Source organism: Curvibacter sp. T50 (assembly GCF_057219955.1).
This window is the reverse complement of record NZ_JBXVVU010000002.1, coordinates 193,310-211,755: the sequence shown is the minus strand read 5'-3', so window position 1 is coordinate 211,755 and position 18,446 is coordinate 193,310. Positions and strand designations below refer to the sequence as shown.

The 18,446-nt window shown below is 66.8% G+C and carries 15 protein-coding genes; 6 read left to right on the top strand and 9 right to left on the bottom strand.

Annotated features, from left to right (window positions below):
• The first annotated feature begins 80 nt into the window (after positions 1-80).
• Positions 81-1,871: a diguanylate cyclase domain-containing protein gene (locus tag AC2EBU_RS10360; RefSeq protein WP_484610343.1), complete on the top strand. Its 1,791-nt coding sequence runs from the start codon at positions 81-83 to the stop codon at positions 1,869-1,871.
• Between the two features lie 79 nt (positions 1,872-1,950).
• Here AC2EBU_RS10360 and glmS read toward each other — a convergent pair whose 3' ends face one another.
• A complete protein-coding gene (gene glmS / locus AC2EBU_RS10355) occupies positions 1,951-3,825 on the bottom strand; it encodes a glutamine--fructose-6-phosphate transaminase (isomerizing) (protein WP_484610342.1) in 1,875 nt (624 codons plus the stop codon).
• 137 nt (positions 3,826-3,962) lie between these two features.
• Here glmS and AC2EBU_RS10350 point away from each other — a divergent pair, with 137 nt between their 5' ends.
• A complete protein-coding gene (locus AC2EBU_RS10350; protein WP_484610341.1) occupies positions 3,963-4,460 on the top strand; it encodes an Lrp/AsnC family transcriptional regulator in 498 nt (165 codons plus the stop codon).
• A gap of 26 nt (positions 4,461-4,486) precedes the next feature.
• Here the strand turns inward: AC2EBU_RS10350 and glmU are convergent, their stop codons facing one another.
• Positions 4,487-5,947: a bifunctional UDP-N-acetylglucosamine diphosphorylase/glucosamine-1-phosphate N-acetyltransferase GlmU gene (glmU, locus tag AC2EBU_RS10345; protein ID WP_484610340.1), complete on the bottom strand. Its 1,461-nt coding sequence runs from the start codon at positions 5,945-5,947 to the stop codon at positions 4,487-4,489.
• Between glmU and AC2EBU_RS10340 the strand changes: the two genes are divergently transcribed.
• Positions 5,946-6,866 (top strand): DUF6279 family lipoprotein, encoded by a 921-nt coding sequence (locus AC2EBU_RS10340; protein WP_484610339.1) that lies wholly within the window; start codon positions 5,946-5,948, stop codon positions 6,864-6,866. The genes glmU and AC2EBU_RS10340 overlap by 2 nt on opposite strands.
• On the opposite strand, the gene AC2EBU_RS10335 is transcribed toward AC2EBU_RS10340, so the two are convergent.
• From AC2EBU_RS10335 to AC2EBU_RS10315, 5 genes are all read right to left on the bottom strand, one after another.
• Positions 6,841-7,650, bottom strand: a complete 810-nt coding sequence (locus AC2EBU_RS10335; protein WP_484610338.1) for an ABC transporter permease — start codon at positions 7,648-7,650, stop codon at positions 6,841-6,843. The genes AC2EBU_RS10340 and AC2EBU_RS10335 overlap by 26 nt on opposite strands.
• A 2-nt stretch (positions 7,651-7,652) precedes the next feature.
• Positions 7,653-8,591, bottom strand: coding sequence for an ATP-binding cassette domain-containing protein (locus AC2EBU_RS10330; protein WP_484610337.1), 939 nt, complete (start codon positions 8,589-8,591; stop codon positions 7,653-7,655).
• Positions 8,592-8,610: 19 nt separating this feature from the next.
• Positions 8,611-9,312 carry a fumarylacetoacetate hydrolase family protein gene (locus tag AC2EBU_RS10325; RefSeq protein WP_484610336.1) on the bottom strand — a complete coding sequence of 234 codons (702 nt, stop codon included), beginning with the start codon at positions 9,310-9,312 and terminating at the stop codon, positions 8,611-8,613.
• Positions 9,313-9,490: 178 nt separating this feature from the next.
• Positions 9,491-10,528, bottom strand: a complete 1,038-nt coding sequence (locus AC2EBU_RS10320) for a cupin domain-containing protein (protein WP_484610335.1) — start codon at positions 10,526-10,528, stop codon at positions 9,491-9,493.
• Between the two features lie 134 nt (positions 10,529-10,662).
• Complete coding sequence (locus tag AC2EBU_RS10315) at positions 10,663-11,880, bottom strand: 3-hydroxybenzoate 6-monooxygenase (RefSeq protein ID WP_484610334.1); 1,218 nt, start codon at positions 11,878-11,880, stop codon at positions 10,663-10,665.
• Positions 11,881-12,058: 178 nt separating this feature from the next.
• Here AC2EBU_RS10315 and asd point away from each other — a divergent pair, with 178 nt between their 5' ends.
• Positions 12,059-12,904: an archaetidylserine decarboxylase gene (gene asd / locus AC2EBU_RS10310; protein ID WP_484610333.1), complete on the top strand. Its 846-nt coding sequence runs from the start codon at positions 12,059-12,061 to the stop codon at positions 12,902-12,904.
• A gap of 112 nt (positions 12,905-13,016) precedes the next feature.
• On the opposite strand, the gene AC2EBU_RS10305 is transcribed toward asd, so the two are convergent.
• Entirely contained in the window at positions 13,017-14,522 is a 1,506-nt protein-coding gene (locus AC2EBU_RS10305) for an AMP nucleosidase (RefSeq protein WP_484610332.1), read from the bottom strand.
• Between the two features lie 230 nt (positions 14,523-14,752).
• On the opposite strand from AC2EBU_RS10305, the gene AC2EBU_RS10300 reads away from it, so the two are divergent.
• Both AC2EBU_RS10300 and dbpA read left to right on the top strand, forming a co-directional pair.
• On the top strand, positions 14,753-15,505 hold the full coding sequence (locus AC2EBU_RS10300; RefSeq protein ID WP_484610331.1) for an SDR family NAD(P)-dependent oxidoreductase: 753 nt from the start codon (positions 14,753-14,755) through the stop codon (positions 15,503-15,505).
• A gap of 91 nt (positions 15,506-15,596) precedes the next feature.
• On the top strand, positions 15,597-17,012 hold the full coding sequence (gene dbpA, locus AC2EBU_RS10295; protein ID WP_484610330.1) for an ATP-dependent RNA helicase DbpA: 1,416 nt from the start codon (positions 15,597-15,599) through the stop codon (positions 17,010-17,012).
• 123 nt (positions 17,013-17,135) lie between these two features.
• Here dbpA and AC2EBU_RS10290 read toward each other — a convergent pair whose 3' ends face one another.
• Positions 17,136-18,380 (bottom strand): nitronate monooxygenase, encoded by a 1,245-nt coding sequence (locus AC2EBU_RS10290; protein WP_484610329.1) that lies wholly within the window; start codon positions 18,378-18,380, stop codon positions 17,136-17,138.
• Positions 18,381-18,446: the final 66 nt, after the last annotated feature.

Sequence of the window (18,446 nt, the reverse complement as noted above, 5' to 3'; positions counted from 1 at the left end):
TGGAGCGCATTGTGCGTCGAGTCGCTACCATCACCAACCCCCGTCGGGGCCCCTGACGGTCAAGCGCCTTTGTCTGCCTGATGCCGCGTATCGTCTTTTTCCTCATCTGTTGTCTGTTCAGTCTGGTTTCCGCCGTGGCCCAGACCGTGCCACCCGGCGAAGTCGCGGTCGCCGGACTCCCACCGGTCGTTCCCGCTCCTGCCGTTGACGTCACGCTGCGCGACGGTGAAGGCGCCCGGGATTTGCGCCCCCTGGGCCGATGGGTCATCGCCCCCTCAGGACAACCCGATCGGGCGCTGGATGCGCTCACCGCTGCGCACCCTCCCTCTACCCGCTGGCGCAGCGTGCAATTGAACCCGGGTCAGTCCTACTGGGGATGGATTCAGGTTCAGGTGGAGCCACCGGCCCTTGCGGCCGACTGGTTCATCCGGATACCGAATCCGGCGGTCGACCACCTTCGGCTGTTCTGGCGCGTCTCGTCCGAGCAGGCATGGTCCGCCGCGCAATCCGGAGACCGGGTTGCGGCCCACGACGCCGAGGTCCGTTCGGTGACTCCCGTGGTTCGCGCACGGGCTGGCAGCGGGCGGCAGGAATGGCTGGTCGAAATCGCCAACCTGCAAGGCGGCATGAACAACGCCATCGAACTGCTCCCGCTGCGGCTCCTGACGGTAGACCTTTTCCACCAGTCCCTCCTGACCGGGGTGCTGCTGTGCCTGTCCGGTGGGCTTCTGATTGCGGGGCTGATCCGCGCTGCACGGCATCCGGATACCGAGCATCTGGTGAGTTGCTGCTTTTTTGCCTCCGTCCTGTTCGGATGCCTGATCCAGACCGGGGCGGGCAACTTCTGGATCTGGGGCCAATGGCCCGCAGTCAACCATTGGCTGCGCTTTGCCGCACTGCCCGCCATCATGGTGACGTGGATCGGAATGAATCTGCTGGTGCTGCGGCTGCCCCAACGGGCGCCCCGTGTCACCCGGGCCCTGTATTTCTGGCTGGGACTTCTGGTCCTGACGGCGCTTTCCATTCCGCTGCTGGAGAACCTCGGCAACGCGGCACGCACTGTGCTTCGTCTGTCGCTCTACAGTTCGTTTCTGATCGTGATGGCTGTCACCGCCTGGCTGATCCGCCTCGGTCACCGTGACGGCGCCCTGGCACTTGCCGGCCAGCTGGTGGTGTTTGCCGCAGGTCTGGCGTCGGCTGGCTACAACCAGGGCTGGATTCAGGCGGGCGATTGGGCCTGGCTCGGGTATCCGGCGGGGCTGGTTGCCGGCGGCTGGTGGCTGTATCACCTGCATGAGTACCGGGTCGCGTCGGACGATGTGGTGACACTGCGCGCCCGTGAACTGGGCACCCAGGACCCGCTGACCGGCCTGCCGAACCAGTCTGCTGCCACCTACAGCTTTGATCGCATGGCCGTCCGTGCTGCGTTTTTCGGCCACCGGGGCGTCTGCGCCCGCATCAGCCTGACCAACGCCCAACAAATGATTGACGAAGGTGGCAACCGCCTTCTCAACGAATGCCTGGTTCGACTGTCATCGCGCCTGCGCCTGAGCTTGCGCACCATCGATCTGTTGGCCCGCCTGGACGACGGCGATTTCGTGGTGCTCCTCGATGGGCCGCAGAACCAGGCCAGCGCCCGCGACGCTGCGACACGGTGGGTCGCCGCGGCCTTGCGCACACCGGTCGGAGGTGTCACACCCCGGATCCGGGTGGGCATGACCACCTTCGACAACCGGGAACAGAACCTGCAATCGGCTCTGGATGCCATTGAGGCCAAACGCACCCGCATGCCTGGTACGCGGGGCGACCGCTCCATATTCGACACTTTCCAGGGTGACCTGGGCCTGCGCGACTCCGCCCCGGGACGCTGAAGACCCTCCGTACGGCCGGGTCGCACTCACCTGCCAGGTCAGCGGCATAGGATGGCTCGAAGCAACCGGCCAGCCCTTCTTACTCCACTGTCACACTTTTCGCCAGGTTGCGTGGCTTGTCGACATCGGTGCCACGGGCACACGCGGTGTGGTAGGCCAGCATCTGCAGCGGCACCACATGCAACAGGGGCGACAGTGCGCCGTAGTGTTCGGGCATCCGGATGACATGCAGGCCCTCGCTGCTTTCGATGTGGGCATCGGCATCGGCCAGGACGTACAGCACACCGCCACGGGCGCGGACCTCCTGCATGTTGCTCTTGAGCTTTTCCAGCAGCGCATCGTTGGGCGCCACCGTCACCACCGGCATGGCGGCGGTGACCAGCGCGAGAGGTCCGTGCTTCAACTCGCCGGCCGGGTAGGCCTCGGCATGGATGTAACTGATTTCCTTGAGCTTGAGCGCCCCTTCCAGGGCAATGGGGTAATGCAGACCGCGGCCCAGGAACAGGGCGTTTTCCATGCGCACGAAGTCTTCGGCCCAGCTGATCACCTGGGGCTCCAGCGCCAGCACGGCCTGCAGGGCCACGGGCAGGTGCCGCATGTCCTTGAGATGTTGTGACTCCGCCTGGCCACTCAAGCGCCCGCGCACCTTGGCCAGCGTCAGCGTCAGCAGGAACAGCCCGGCCAACTGCGTCGTGAACGCCTTGGTGGACGCCACGCCGATTTCCACCCCGGCCCGGGTGATGTAGGCCAGACGGCACTCGCGCACCATGGCGCTGGTAGCCACGTTGCAGATGGTCAGCGTGTGGCTCATGCCTTGCGCCTTGGCGTGCCGCAGGGCGGCCAGGGTGTCCGCCGTCTCGCCGCTCTGGGTGATGGTCACCACCAGGGTGTCGGGGTGCGGCACCGAGTCCCGGTAACGGTATTCGCTGGCCACTTCCACCTGCACCGGAATGCCGGCAATGGATTCCAGCCAATACTTGGCGGCCAGGCCACTGTAGTAACTGGTACCGCAGGCCAGTATCAGTACCCGGTCCACGGACGACAGCACGGCCTGCGCGTCTTCGCCGAACAGGTCGGGCGTGATGCCCTCCACCCCTTCGAGGGTGTCGGCGATGGCACGGGGCTGTTCGAAGATTTCCTTTTGCATGTAGTGACGGTAGGGACCCAGTTCGGCCGCACCACTGTGGGCGTGCACCGTCTTGACCGGGCGGTCGACCGCCCGGTGGTTGCGGTCCACCACCCAGTGGCGACCCAGCTGCAGATCCACCACATCGCCCTCTTCCAGGTACACGATCTGGTCGGTCACGCCGGCCAGCGCCATCGCGTCGCTGGCCAGAAAGCGCTCCTGGCCGTCGGCGCCGACACCGAGGATCAGCGGTGAACCTTCGCGAGCGCCGATCACCCGGTGGGGCTCGTCGCGATGAAACACGGCCACCGCGTAGGCGCCTTTGAGCTGGCGCACCGCGGCCTTCACCGCCTCAAACAGGTCACCCTGATAAAGACTGTCGACCAGGTGGGCGATCACTTCGGTATCGGTCTGGCTTTCAAAGTGGTAGCCCAGCCCGCGCAGGTCGGCGCGCAGTTCGTCGTGGTTCTCGATGATGCCGTTGTGGACCAGCGCCACGCGGCCCGCCCGGGTGTGCGCATCGGCGCCCGGGCCGTGGCTGAAATGCGGGTGCGCGTTATGGACGGCCGGGGCGCCATGGGTGGCCCAACGGGTGTGGGCGATGCCGGTGCCGCCTTGCACCCGGTCCGCCGCCACCTGGCTGACCAGTTCGGCCACCCGGGCCGTGCTGCGGGCCCGGCGCAGGCCGGCACCCGCCACGGCCTGCAAGCTGGCGCCATGCACGGCCACGCCGCAGGAGTCATATCCGCGGTACTCCAGCCGTTGCAGACCCTGAACCAGAACCGGAACAATGTCGCGGGTCGATACCGCACCGACGATGCCACACATAAAGCCACCCCTGAATGAGAAGAAGGCGTGAATGTAGCGCGACTGTCACGGAATAGGCGATCATAATCAATGGATAGACTGACTGAAAATTTCATCTCAGCTAAAGAGTGCGAAAATATTTCCTGGATTTAATGTAGATGGAAGAAAATTTCACACCTGACGCCATCGACCTGAAACTGCTGACCTTGCTTCAGGACGACGCAAGCCAAAGCAATCAGGCACTGGCCGAGCGTGCCTGTGTGTCGCCACCCACCTGCCTGAGACGGGTGCGGCGCCTGCGCGAGACCGGCTGGATTGAGGGGGTGACGGCCATGGTGAACACCGACCGGCTGGCCACCCACCTGGGCCACGGGCTGACCGTGGTGGCCGAAGTGACGCTGGAGCGCCAGAACGCCGAGGCGCTGGATCATTTCGAACAACTGGTCGTGACACGGCCGCCGGTACAGCAGTGTTACCGGGTCACGCCTGGCCCCGACTTCGTCCTGATCGTGCAGGTGCCGGACATGCCGGCCTGGAACCACCTGGCCGGCACGGTGTTGCGCGCCGACCAGAATGTTCGCAACGTCAAGGCCTATTTTTCGGTTCGGCGGGCGAAATTTACGCCAAAAGTGCCAATACCCAGCGAAAAAAGGTGAGTTTCAGCTATACTATTTATAGCGATTCACTGGGCGGGAGGTGCCTTTTTCACCGGCCGTTTCCAGTTGGCAATGGTCACCTGGCGGCCACGCGCCACCACCAGGGCACCCTCCGGCGTGTCCTTGCTGACAGTGGAGCCGCCGCCGATGGTGCCGCCCGCACCCACGGTCACCGGCGCGACCAGAACACAGTTGCTGCCGATATGGGCGTCGGCGCCGATCACGGTGCGGTGCTTGTTGGCACCGTCGTAATTGGCGGTGATGCTGCCCGCGCCGTAGTTCACCCGTTCGCCCACCGTGGCATCGCCCAGATAGGCCAGGTGGTTGGCTTTGGCCCCGTCGGCGAGAGCGCTGTTCTTGACTTCGACGAAATTGCCGATATGCACCCCTCGCCCCAGCCGCGTGCCCGGCCGCAAGCGCGCGAACGGCCCCACCGTGGCGCCCTCGCCCACGTCCACCCCGGCGGATTCGCCATCGATGTGGCAAAACGGCTGGATCACCGCGCCGGCGGCGATGCGAACATTGGCGATGACACAGTTGGCACCGATTCGCACGCCCTCACCCAGCTCGACCGCCCCCTCGAACACACAGTTGACGTCGATCTCCACATCCTGCCCGCAGCGCAGCGTGCCACGCAGATCAAACCGGGCCGGGTCGTGGATACGGACGCCCTGCTCCATCAATGCCCGCGCCTGCCGCAGTTGCAGGGCGCGCTCCAGTTCGGCCAGTTGAACCGGGCTGTTCACCCCGGCGACCTGCGCCGCATCGGTGATGCGATGCGCCACCACCGGCACGCCGTCGGCCACGGCAAACTTCACAATGTCGGTCAGGTAGTACTCGCCCTGGGCATTGCGGTTGTCCAGACGGGACAACCAGGCTTTCAGCCAGCGCGCCGGCACCGCCATGATGCCGCTGTAGATCTCGCGGATGGCGCGCTGGGCTTCGCTGGCGTCCTTGTGTTCGACGATGGCCAGCACCGGCGCATCGGGTGCGGCGGTCGCCCGCACGATGCGCCCGTAGCCGGTCGGGTCATCGAATGCAATGGTCAAAAGCGCCAGCCGCTCGCCCGCACACCGGGCAATCAGGGCCTGCAAGGTGTCGGCGGTGGTCAGCGGGACATCGCCGGACAGGATCACCACCACGGCGTCATCGGCCAGCGCCGGCACAGCCTGCTGTACGGCGTGCCCGGTGCCCAGCTGGGGCTCCTGGCGGACGAATTTCAATGAGAAACCGTTCATGCCCAGCGCAAAATGGTCGAAGCTTGCTTCCACTTCCGTAGCGCCGTGACCCGTGATCACCACCGCCGACCGCGCGTTCAACCGTGTCGCCGTGTCGACCACATGGTGCAGCAAAGCGCGACTGCCAAGTTGGTGTAACACTTTGGGCAGGCGGCTTTTCATGCGCGTGCCTTTGCCGGCGGCCATGATGACCACATCCACCGGCACGGCAGATGGGGAGCTGGGCTCGGACGAGACGGAATGGGACATGACGAAACAATCCTTTCGGCTGCGGATTATCGTGGCATCGCTGGTGCTCCTGCTGCTGGGAGGCTGCAGCGTGGTTCGGCTGGGCTACGAACAATTGCCCCTGCTGCTGCAAACCTGGGTGGACCGCCAGGTTGACCTGAGCGACACCCAGGCGGCCGCGGTCCGGCGCGCCGCAGACGAACTGCTGGACTGGCACCGCAGAGAGCAATTGCCGCTGGTGGCCGACTGGCTGGCCCAGCTGCAAAGCCGCGCCCTGCGCGATACCGACGAAAACCAGCTGTGCCGGGACGCGCAGTGGATTCGCGACGGCGTGTCGGCAATCAGCGGCCGGCTGCTGGCGCCGGCGACCGATCTCGCGATGAGCCTTTCGCCGCCGCAGATCGCCCGTCTGCAGTCCAGTCAGCAGCGCAGTACGGTCAGCTGGCGCGAGGAGTGGCTGGACGGCAATGCGCGGGAGCGTCTGCAGCGCCGCACCGATCGCACCATCGAACGCGCCGAGCGCGTCTACGGCCGCTTGAGCACGGCCCAACGCACCCTGATTGCGGATTGGCTGGCCAATGACGGCTTTGATGCGGCCGCCTGGGGCGCCGAGCGCCGCCGCCGCGAAGACGACATGACCCAGACGCTCCATCGGCTTGCCACCACACGCCCGGGGCCGGCGCAATCCCGCCTTGCAATCGCCGCGCTGCTGGATCGGTGGCAAACCTCGCCGGACCCGGCCTGGCGCGCGACATCGGAACGCCATCTGCGCAATGGCTGCATCCTCAGCGCCCGATTGCACAACAGCACCAGCCCCGAGCAGCGCGAGCGGGCGATCCGCACACTGCGCGGCTGGGAATCCGACCTCCGCGCGCTCGCGGGGCAGAGCCCGGCCGCCGCCGCTGGCCGGGCAATCAGCCCCGGAACCGCCGGCGGGTGAGGGCCAGCGCGACCCAGAACGAACCGACCGCGAACACCGCCAGCACCGCCAGGTGGCGCAACGGATCGGCGGGCCACCGATCCAGGAACAGCGGCCGCACCAGCTCCACCGCCGCCGACAGCGGCAGCCATTCGGCCACGGCGCGCACCAGCGGCGGCAGCTGCTCGCGCGGGAAGAAGATGCCCGAGAGGAACATCATCGGCGTGAGAAACAGCGTGAAGTAATAGGTGAAGAAGTCGTAGCCCTTGGCCAGTGCGTTGAAGATCAGCGCGATGCAGCTGAAGGTGATGCCCACACCCAGCAGCACCGGCCAGGCCACCAGCAGCTTGGGGCTGTGGCTGATGCCCAGCGCCAGCATCACGCCCAGGATCGCCGTTACCGTGAACAAGGCCTTGAACGCGGCCCACAGCATCTCGGCCAGCACCACGTCGTCCAGGCGCACCGGCGCGTTCATGATGCCGTCCCAGGTTTTCTGCACATGCATGCGCGAGAAGGCCGAGTACAGCGCCTCGAAACTGGCCGCGTTCATGGCGCTCATGCAGATGCTGCCACTGGCCAGGAACAGGATGTAGGGCACCTTCTGGTCACCCAGCTGCACCTGCCCCACCAGCGCGCCCAGGCCGTAGCCGAAGGCCACCAGCCACATCAGCGGCTCGGCAATGTTGCCCACCAGGCTGGGAATGGCCAGCTTGCGCCAGACCAGCAGGTTGCGCAGGAACACCGGCCACCAGCGCATCGACAGGCGCGGCGCCGACCAGACGGAAGCAGTGGACACCTGCGACATGATCAGCCTTCCTCCCGGATCTGGCGCCCGGTCAGTTTGAGAAACAGATCTTCCAGATTCGCCGGCCGGTGCAGTGTGCGCAGCGCCGGATGCGCTTCCAGCGCGGCCAGCAGCGGGCGGGCCTGGGCGGTGTAGAAAAATACGGTCTCGCCGCTCACCTCGACCCGTGCGGACAGGGCGCGCAGCACGGTGTCCTGCGCCAGCGCCAGCGCGCCCACGCCGTAGACCTCCACCACGTCGGGCTCCAGGTGCTCGGCGATCAGGTCGCGCGGGCGGCCTTCGGCGATCTTGCGGCCGTGGTCCAGCACCAGCAGGCGGTGGCACAGGCGCTCGGCCTCGTCCATGAAGTGGGTGGTCAGCAGGATGGACTTGCCCTGCTGCAGCAGCAGTTGCAGGCGCTCCCACATCAGGTGGCGGGCTTGCGGGTCCAGCCCGGTGGTGGGCTCGTCCAGCAGCAGCAACTGCGGATCGTTGACCAGGGCGCGCGCCAGCGACAGGCGCCGTTTCATGCCGCCCGAGAGCTCACCGGGCTTGGCCTCGGCCTTGTGCGACAAGGCGGCAAACTCCAGCAGCCGGGGGATGCGGGCCCGGATGGCGGCGTCCTTCATGCCGAAATAGCGGCCATAGACCAGCAGGTTTTCGGCCAGGTTGAAATCCGGGTCCAGTGTGTCGAACTGGCTCACCACGCCCAGGCGGGCCTTGATGGCCAGCGCATCGGCGGGCATGGTGCGCCGGGTGCCGTCCAGCGTGTAGGCCACCTCGCCGCCGTCCGGTGTGGCCAGGCCGAGCGCCATGCGGATGGTGGTGGTCTTGCCGGCGCCATTGGGGCCGATCACGCCCAGGCATTCACCCGGCGCGATGTGAAAGGACACGTCGTCCACCACCACCGCCTCGCCGTAGCGTTTGCGCAGGTGGCTGACGTCGATCAAGGGTGCAGTCATGCGCCCATTGTCGCCGGACTTATTCCGGGCTGCCCACCGTCAGCGTCACCTCGGCCACGCCGGCCACCCGGCCGGTGATGTGGTCGCCCGGCAGCACGGCGCCCACGCCTTCCGGGGTGCCGGTGTAGATCAGGTCGCCGGGCACCAGGTGGTAGAACAGGGACAGGTCGGCAATGATTTCACGCACGTTCCAGATCAGCTTGTCCACGTCGGACGCCTGTTTGGTCTCGCCGTTCACCTCCAGCGCGATGGCGCCGCGGTCCACGATCTGCCCTTGCATTGGCACGACGGCGCTGCACACCGACGACTGCTCCACGTCCTTGCCCAGGTCCCAGGGGCGGCCCTTGTCGCGGGCCACCAGCTGCAGGTCGCGCCGGGTCATGTCCAGGCCGGCGGCGTAGCCGTAGATCACGGTGTGCGCGTCCTCGGCCTTCACGCGGAAGCCGACGGCGCCGATGGCCACGACCAGTTCCATCTCGAAGTGGTAGTTCTTCGTCTCGGGCGGGTAGGCCACGGTGGCGCCGGAGGGCGTCAGCGTCTGCGGCGCCTTGGTGAAATAGAACGGCCGCTCGACCGATTTGTCCACCGGCTTGCCCATTTCGACGGCGTGCGCGTGGTAGTTGCGGCCGACAAAGAACAGGCGGTTGATGGGGAAGCGCTCGTCGCGCCCCAGGATGGGCAGGGAGGGGACGGCAGGCGGCGGGAACAGATAGGTGGTCATGGGGTGTTAAGTCGGTTTTTTGGGGGGTGGGGGCTCTCCGGTCGGGCCAGGCTTGAGAAAGCCGGTTGCTGAGAAAAGCTGCCGGCCCTTCGACAGGCTCAGGGTGAACGGGGTGGGGCCTGGGCTCGCGAGGTTTCGGAAGTCACCGGGTGATCGGGTTGGAGCGGGCGGATCTCGATCAGCCCCGCACCTCATAAACGCCGAGCTTGCGGTGCAGCGGCGACTCGTCGGCGATGAACACGAACGAGGGTGCGTCGGCGTTCAGGTTGGTCAGCGTGACGGCTTCGTAGCCGGGTGCGCAGCAGGTGTCGGCTTCGGCCAGGGCGAAGCTGCTGTCCACGATCTGCGCCTGCACGCGGCCTTCGATCAGGTGGAACACCTGCGCGGGTGAGCGCGCCGGCAGGCGCAGCGTCTGGCCGGGGCGCAGCAGCAGCGCATAGAAACCCAGGATGTTCTCGGCGTCTTCGCCGGTCTCGGGGTTCACATAGGTCACCTGCACCGCGTCCAGGTCCGGCTGGTCGGCCGCCAGGCCCAGCAGCCCGGCGCGGGCCTCGGCCCAGGGGTAGCGCAGCACCGGGTTGCGCTTGTTGCTGCGCTCGAACACCGGGCTGGGCACCACGCCGGCGCGGCTCCAGGCGCGGTCGCCGCGGCTGGGCTTCACGTCCTGGCGCTCGCCGCCGATCACGTAGGAGGCTTCCATGAAGTACACCAGCGGCAGGTCCAGCACATCCAGCCAGACCACCGGCTGGTCGCCGTCGTGGCCGTGTTCGTGCCACAGGCCGGTGGGCGTGAGGATCAGGTCGCCGCGCGCCATCGGGCATTTTTCGCCGTCCACCGTGGTCCACGCGCCTTCGCCCTCGACGATCATGCGCACGGCGTTGGGCGTGTGGCGGTGGCTGGGCGCCCACTCGCCCGGCAGCAGCAGCTGCATGCCCAGGTACATGGCGGCGCTGGCCTGCATCTTTTCCAGGCCGTGGCCGGGGTTGGCCATCACCAGCACACGGCGCTCGGCCTTTTCCATCGGCGTGAGCTCGCCGGCGCGCATCAGCAACGGGCGCAGCGTGTCATAGGCCCAGAACGTGGGCTGTGTCTTGCGCGTGGGCACCTGGGGCGGCAGCACCGCGCGCAGGCTGGGCCACAGCGGCACCAGGTTGAGTTTCGTGAGTTCGTCGCGGTAGTCCTGCGGCAGGTCTTCCAGGCGGCCAAGGTCGTGCATGGGGTGTCTCCGGTGGGTGCAAAGTTGTCAGGGATGGGGATAGGAAGCAGGCGGGCCGCTGCGCCGGGCCAGAAACGCCGCGGAACCGGCTTTGCCGGGCCGCTGGCGTTGCCCCCGGACGGGGGAGGCGGCCGTCAGGCCGCTTCGGGGGCGAGACAATTGTTCACATTCCAGCCGTACAGCCATTCGATGGCGTCGTAGAAGCGCTCCTGGCTGCGGCCTTTCCACAGCGAGTTGCGGATCAGCCGCTCCACGCCCATGGCGTGGTACAGGCGGCCCATCTCCCGGCCGGACAGCACGATGCGCGCGGTGCGGGTGACGCGGTTCTTCTGGTAGAGCTGCAGCGCGGCGTCCCAGTCCTTGTTCGTCACGCGCAGGGCTTCGCCCAGCGTCACCGCGTCTTCCATCGCCATGCAGGCGCCCTGGGCCATGTATTGGGTGGTGGGGTGGGCGGCGTCGCCCAGGATGGTGGCGCGGCCGAACACCCAGGTGCCGATCGGCTCCTTGTCGGCGGTGGCCCAGCGGCGCCAGGTTTTCGGCAGTTCGATCAGCTGGCGCGCCCTGGGGCAGATGCCCTGGAAGTAGCTCTCCACCTCTTCCTTGCTGCCGTCGGTCACGCCCCATTGCTCTTGCTGGCGGCTGTGGAAGGTCACCACCACGTTGTACTGCTCGCCACCCCGCAGCGGGTAGTGCACCAGGTGGCACTTGGGGCCGGCCCACAGGCTGGCGGCGTTCCACTTCAGGTCATCGGGGAAGTCGGCCTGGTCGACCACGGCGCGGTAGACCACATGGCCGGTCACGCGCGGCGGGTCGTTCACGTACTGCGCACGCACCACCGACTTGCCGCCGTCGGCGCCGATCAGCGCCTGGCCCACCCAGCGCTTGCCGTTCTGGTCGATAGCGGTGACGGTCTTGCGGGCGTCGTCCTGCTCGATTTTTTCGATGCGGGTGTTGGTGAAGAATTCCACGCGGCCGGTTTCCACCGCGCCTTCGAGCAGCGAGGAGTGAATGTCCACACGGTGGATCACCGCATAGGGGTTGCCGAAGCGCTGGCGGAAGGCCTCGCCGGTCTCGATCTTGCCCACCAGCGACTCGTCGAGTGCGTCGTGCATCACCATGTAGTCGGTGTAGACCGCGCGGCCGCGCGCCTTGTCGCCCACGCCCAGCGCGTCAAACGCGTGGAAGGCGTTGGGGCCGAGCTGGATGCCGGCGCCGATTTCGCCGATCTCGGCCGATTGTTCGAACACCTGCACCTGGAAGCCCTGGCGCACCAGGGCCAGGGCGGCGGCCAGGCCGCCGATGCCGCCGCCGGACACCAGCACCGGCAGCGTGTTGTGGGTTGAGCGGGTCATGGTTCTCCTCGATGGGGGTGGAATTTAATAAGTGCACATTTGATATGTATGCTTATTATTTGTCAAGACCTCCTCCACCATTCCCCGGGGAGACAGGAAACCGGGTCCTCGGCGCGCGGCCGCCATCGCAGCCCCGGCGATAGAATCGCGCCCATCGTTCCCCACCCGGGTCGCTTTCATGTCCGATCGCCTGGCCGTCCTGCCGCAATACTTTCTTCCCAAGCAGGCGCTGACCGCGCTGGCCGGCCGCTTTGCCCGCGCCGAGGGGGGGTCGCTGACCCATGCCGCCATCCGCCGCTTTGTGGCACGTTACGGGGTCAACATGGCCGAGGCGGCCCAGCCCGACATCACCGCCTACCCGACCTTCAACGAATTTTTCACCCGGCCCCTGCGCGACGGCGCCCGCCCGCTGGCGCAGGCCACGTTTGTCTGCCCGGTGGACGGCGCGATCAGCCAGTTCGGGCCGATTGAGAAAGACCAGATTTTCCAGGCCAAGGGCCACTCCTACAGTACCACCGCGCTGGTGGGCGGTGACGCCGCACTCGCCGCAGGTTTCGACAACGGCCACTTCGCCACCCTGTACCTGAGCCCCAAGGACTATCACCGCATCCACATGCCATGTGCCGGCCGTCTGACGCGCATGATCCATGTGCCGGGCGCGCTCTTCTCCGTCAACCCCACCACGGCGCGCGGCGTGCCGGGCCTGTTTGCCCGCAACGAGCGGGTCGTTTGTGTGTTCGACACCGCACACGGTCCGTTTGTTCTGGTGCTGGTCGGTGCCACCATTGTCGGCAGCATGGCCACGGTGTGGCACGGCGTGGTCAACCCGCCCCGCTCCGGGCAATTGCGCGAGTGGCGCTACGACACCGAATCCGTCGAATTGGCCCAGGGCGCCGAAATGGGTCGCTTCCTGCTCGGCTCGACCGTGGTGATGCTGTGGCCGCACGCAACGCTGCGTTTCAACCCCGAGTGGGCACCGGCCCGTGCGATCCGCATGGGCGAAGTGATGGCCAGCGCCCCCTGAAAGCGTTTTCCCCGCAGTTCTGCACGTTTTCGGCCCATACCCAACGTAAAACGGTCGTTTTTCGCTATTTTTCTGATAGCTTTTCCGCTGCCTCTCGGGGCCGGTCCCAACCCTACTGAAACGCCACCTCGGCAAAACTGCGCAGCTTGCGACTGTGCAACTGGTCCAGTCCGGCTTCGCGCAGGCGCTCGATGGTGCGCAGGCCGATCAGCAGGTGCTGGTTGACCCGCTCGCGGTAGAAATGGTTGGCCATGCCCGGCAGCTTGATCTCGCCGTGCAGAGGCTTGTCGCTCACGCACAGCAGCGTGCCGTAGGGCACCCGGAAGCGAAAGCCGTTGGCGGCAATCGTCGCGCTTTCCATGTCCAGCGCAATCGCCCGGCTCTGGCTGAAGCGGCGCTGGGGGGTGTTGTCGGGCAGCAGCTCCCAGTTGCGGTTGTCGGTGCTGGCCACGGTGCCGGTGCGCAGCACGCGCTTGAGTTCGTGGCCCTGGAGCTGCGTGACCTCGGCGACGGCGGATTCCAGCGCCACCTGCACCTCGGCCAGGGCGGGAATCGGCACCCACAGCGGCAGTTCCTCGTCCAGCACATGGTCCTCGCGGACGTAGCCGTGGGCCAGCACATAGTCGCCGAGTTGCTGGCTGTTGCGCAGGCCGGCGCAGTGGCCCAGCATGATCCAGGCGTGCGGACGCAGCACGGCGATGTGGTCGGTAATCGTCTTGGCGTTGGCCGGGCCGACACCGATGTTGACCATGGTGATGCCCGTGCGGTCGGCGCGCATCAGGTGATAGGCGGGCATCTGGGGCAGTCGGGAAGGTGCCTGGCCGAACCCGTCATTCGCCTCGGCAGGCAGCCCCACCCGCCGCGTCACCACATTGCCCGGCTCCACGAACGCGACGTACTCGCTCGCCGGGTCGGCCATGGCAGCATGGCCCAGCGCGATGAACTCGTCGATGTAGAACTGGTAGTTGGTGAACAGGACGAAGTTCTGGAACCACTCCGGCGCGGTTCCGGTGTAATGGCGCAGGCGCTGCAGCGAGTAGTCCACGCGCGGCGCGGTGAACAGGCTCAGGGGCTGGGCCTCTCCCGGACGTGGCACATGGGTACCGTTGGCAATGCCGTCGTCCATCGCGGCCAGATCCGGCAGATCGAACACGTCGCGCATCTGCGCTCGCCGGGCCGCACCCATCGAGCCCTCCACATGGTCGTGCTCGGCAAAGCTGAAATGCACCGGGATCGGCTGGCTGCTGGTGCCCACCTCCAGTTCGGCGCCGTGATTGGCCAGCAGCAGGCGAAACTGCTCCAGGTAATACGGCCCATAGAGATCCGGACGGGTGAGCGTGGTTTCAAACCGGCCCGGACCGGCCACAAAACCGTAACTCAGACGGGAGTCGCCGTGCCCCATGGAAGCCGTTTGCACCCGCACGAAGGGGTAACAGGCGCGCACACGGGGCAAAAACCGGGCGTCGGTCTGGCCGGGCAGCGGCTCGCCGGCCACAAAGCGGCGCATGGCCTCGCGCAAGTGGGCCAGACTGGCCTGGTAAATGGACTGAACCTGCGCGACGGCAGCCGCGGCATCGGTGTAGCGCTGGGGCGCGATGAAAGGGGGCAGGATGGGCATGGCCCGATTTTCGTCGGACTGGATGACAGTGCAGCATGGCGGCACAAAACCGCCTCGTGCACCCCTGGCCGCGGCCAGGCCCACAGAAACGCCTGGTGCGGTATCTTTCGATGGTGTTGCGCAGGCTGCCGCGCACCCTCCAGGACGGAAATCCTGAAAATTTCGCCCTTTTCAGCCCATACCCAGCGTCAAATGGTCACTTTTCGCTATTGTTTTTGGAGAACGTGCGTGTGAACGAACAGCTCAACGCGAGGTTGGCCCTGGTCATCGGCGCCGGCGGCGGCCTCGGTGCGGCGCTGGTATCCGGTCTGCGCCAACCCGCAACACCGGGGTACGCCGCACCGGCCGTGCTGGCGCTGGGTCGCCGCACCACGCCGGCGCTGGACTACACCGACGAGGCCACCCTGGCCCGGGCGGCGCAGTGGGTGGCCGAGGCCATCGATACACAACAGATGCCGCTGCGCACGCTGATCGTGGCCAGCGGATTTCTGCACGGTGCGGTTCCGGGGCCAGCGGGCGAACGGCCCGCCCAACCCGAGCGCAGCTGGTCCCAAATTGATCCCGCCTGGCTGGCGCACTGCTTCGCGGTCAACGCCATCGGCCCGGCGCTGGTGGTCAAGCATTTCTTGCCGCTGCTGGCGCGCACCGGGCCGTGCGTGGCGGGTTTTCTCTCCGCCAAGGTCGGCAGCATCGGCGACAACGCGCTGGGCGGCTGGTACGGATATCGCGCTTCCAAAGCGGCTCTGAACCAGATCGTCCGGACCGCATCCATCGAACTGGCCCGGCGCAACCGGCAGGCCGTCTGCGTGGCACTGCACCCCGGCACGGTGGACACGGCCCTGAGCCAGCCGTTCGCCAAGGCCGGGCTGACGGTGCGGTCACCTGCGGTCGCTGCCGGGGAGCTGCTGACGGTGCTGGCGGGCCTGACCCCCGCGCAAAGCGGCGGCTTTTTCGACTACCGGGGGCAGCCGCTGCCCTGGTGAATTGCCACAGTGCGGTCACCGCGGCAGCCTGCCGGCGCCCCGCGCCGGAGCGCTGCAGCGCAGGCGAATCCCCGGGTGCCGATAATCGGGGATGACTTCTTCACCTCCCGCCGCCACCACCACAGTCTCCACGGACTTCAGCCGCCTGCCCCTGCCGCCCGCCACGCTGGCCAACCTGCAGCAGCTCGGCTACCTTGCCATGACCCCGATCCAGGCCGCCAGCCTGCCGGCGGCGCTGCTGGGCAAGGACCTGATCGCCCAGGCCAAGACCGGCAGCGGCAAGACCTGTGCGTTCACGCTGCCGCTGCTGGCCAACCTGAACCCGCGTCGGTTTGCCGTGCAGTCGCTGGTGCTGTGCCCCACACGCGAACTCGCCGACCAGGTGAGCGCCGAAATCCGCCGGCTGGCGCGGGCGCAGGACAACATCAAGCTGGTCACCCTGTGCGGCGGGGTGCCGCTTCGCGGGCAGCTGGCTTCGCTGGAGCACGGCGCGCACATCGTCGTCGGCACGCCCGGGCGCGTGATGGACCACCTGGCGCGCGCCAGCCTGCAACTGGACGCGCTCAACACCCTGGTGCTGGACGAGGCCGATCGCATGCTCGACATGGGCTTCTTTGACGACATCGTCACCGTGGCGCGCCAGTGCCCGAAGGAGCGCCAGACGCTGCTGTTCTCGGCCACCTACCCGGAAGGCATCGCCAGCCTGGCCCGGCAGTTCATGCGCGAGCCGCTGACCGTGAAGGTCGAGACCCAGCACGCGGGCGGCCAGATCGAACAGCGCTGGTACGAAGTCACCGACGGCGAGCGTCTGCACACGGTGAGCCGCCTGCTGAACCATTTCCGCCCGGCCAGCACGCTGGCCTTCTGCAACACCAAGGCCCAGTGCCGCGACCTGGCCGAGGTGCTGCGGGCGCAGGGCGTCAGTGCGCTGGCGCTGTACGGCGAGCTGGAGCAGCGCGAGCGCGACCAGGTGCTGGTGCAGTTTGCCAACCGCAGCTGCTCGGTGCTGGTGGCCACCGACGTGGCCGCCCGCGGGCTGGACATTGCCAGCCTGGCGGCCGTCATCAACGTCGACGTGACGCCCGATCCCGAGGTGCACATCCACCGCATCGGCCGCACCGGCCGCGCGGGCGAAAGCGGGCTGGCGCTGAACCTGGCCAGCCTGCCCGAGATGGGCTACGTGGGCCGCATCGAGCAGCTGCAGGGGCGCGAGTCCGACTGGCATGCGCTGAGCGAGCTGACACCTGCCGGCGACGGTCCGCTGGTGCCGCCCATGGTCACGCTGCACATCCAGGGCGGGCGCAAGGAGAAAATCCGCCCCGGCGACGTGCTGGGGGCCCTCACCGCCGACCTGGGTTACACCCGCGAGCAGGTGGGCAAGATCAACGTGAACGAATGGTCCACCTACGTGGCGGTGGACCGCGCCATCGCCCGCCAGGCCGCCAGCCGCCTGAATGCGGGCCGCATCAAGGGCAAAAGCGTCAAGGTGCGGGTGCTGGAGGGCTGAAACACCCGGTTTTTGAGTGTTTTGGGCCGATACCCAGCGTCAAATGGTCATCTGAACTTCCAAATCAATAGCAATTCGGCGTTCGGCGTTCGGCGTTTTGCGGGTGCCGGGCGACCGACCCGCTCACGCCGGCAGGGCGATCTGGTGGTCGACGCTGAACTGGTAGTCGCGGAAGATGTGCTCGGCGCTGAGGAGTTCGTAGTCGCCGTTGTCCAGCCGCCGCGTGGTGTCTTTCAGGCGGTAGGTGGTGTGGCCGCAGGTCCAGCACTTGAAGTTGCGCATGTGGGTGCACAGGCAGGTCTTGTCCATCACCGAAATGTTCTTGCTGTCCGGATGCAGCGCGATTTCGCGGTTGTAGGCGGTGATGTAGGCACAGTTGCCCTTCGCGTCCAGCAGGTAGCCGTAGGACTCGCAGCCGGGGCGGATGCCCGAGCCGATGGCCGGTGAGCTTTTGAGCATGCGCATCGGGTAGCCGGTGGGCGAGACGGTGTTGACCTCGATGTCCTCTTCGTTCGCCTTGAAGTATTCCTGCTGGACGTCTTCCGGCAGGCCGCATTCCCGGGCCACGGTGAAGCGTGTGGCCACCTGCACCGCGGCGGCGCCGTTCTCCAGAAAAGCCACCGCGTCACTGCCGGTGAAGATGCCGCCGGCGGCCACCAGCGGAATCGGCAGTTGCTCCTGTTTGAGCCATGCGGCGATTTCGGTGACGATGGTGGCCAGGTCGTACTCGGCCCAGTCCATGCCGAAGCCCAGATGGCCGCCGGCCAGCGGGCCTTCGATGACCACAAAATCGGGCAGGCGGTTGAGCCGTGCGTTCTTGCGCAGGAACAGCTGCAGCGCGCGCAGCGACGACACGATCACGCCCAGCTTGGCGTCGCGAAAGCGCGGGTGGTCTTCCATCAGCGCAAACGATCCCAGGTGCAGGCCGGCGCTCAGTGTGATGCCGTCGATGCCGGCGTCCAGCGCCGAGCACAGGCGCACCCGCAGCGTGTCGGCCGGGGCGTTCATCGTCAGCTTTTCCATGCAGTTGACAAACACCATGCCCGGACCACGCTTGGCCTCCATGGTCCTGCCCACGTGCAGCCGGGTGGCTTCGGCCACATGGCCCAGGTCGAACTTGACGGTCGACTTGTCGCTGTTGTCGATGTTGTGTTTGTAGAACTTCGTCTTGTCCTTGACGAAGCTGGTGTCGAAGCGCCGGTCCGACACGTCGGTGATCATGGCGTCGGAGATGTGGCCGATGCCACCCAGCCGCGCGGCTTCCAGGGCCAGCTCCGCCGTGGAAATGTCCACGCCCATGCCACCCACCATGATGGGCACCAGTTCCTGGCCGCCGAAATTCAGGCGGAAGTCGTCTACTCGTTTCATTGTGATGTTCCTGCCGCAATCCGCGCGCTTGCCAGCCAAAGTCAGGCACGCCGAATCACGGGCACA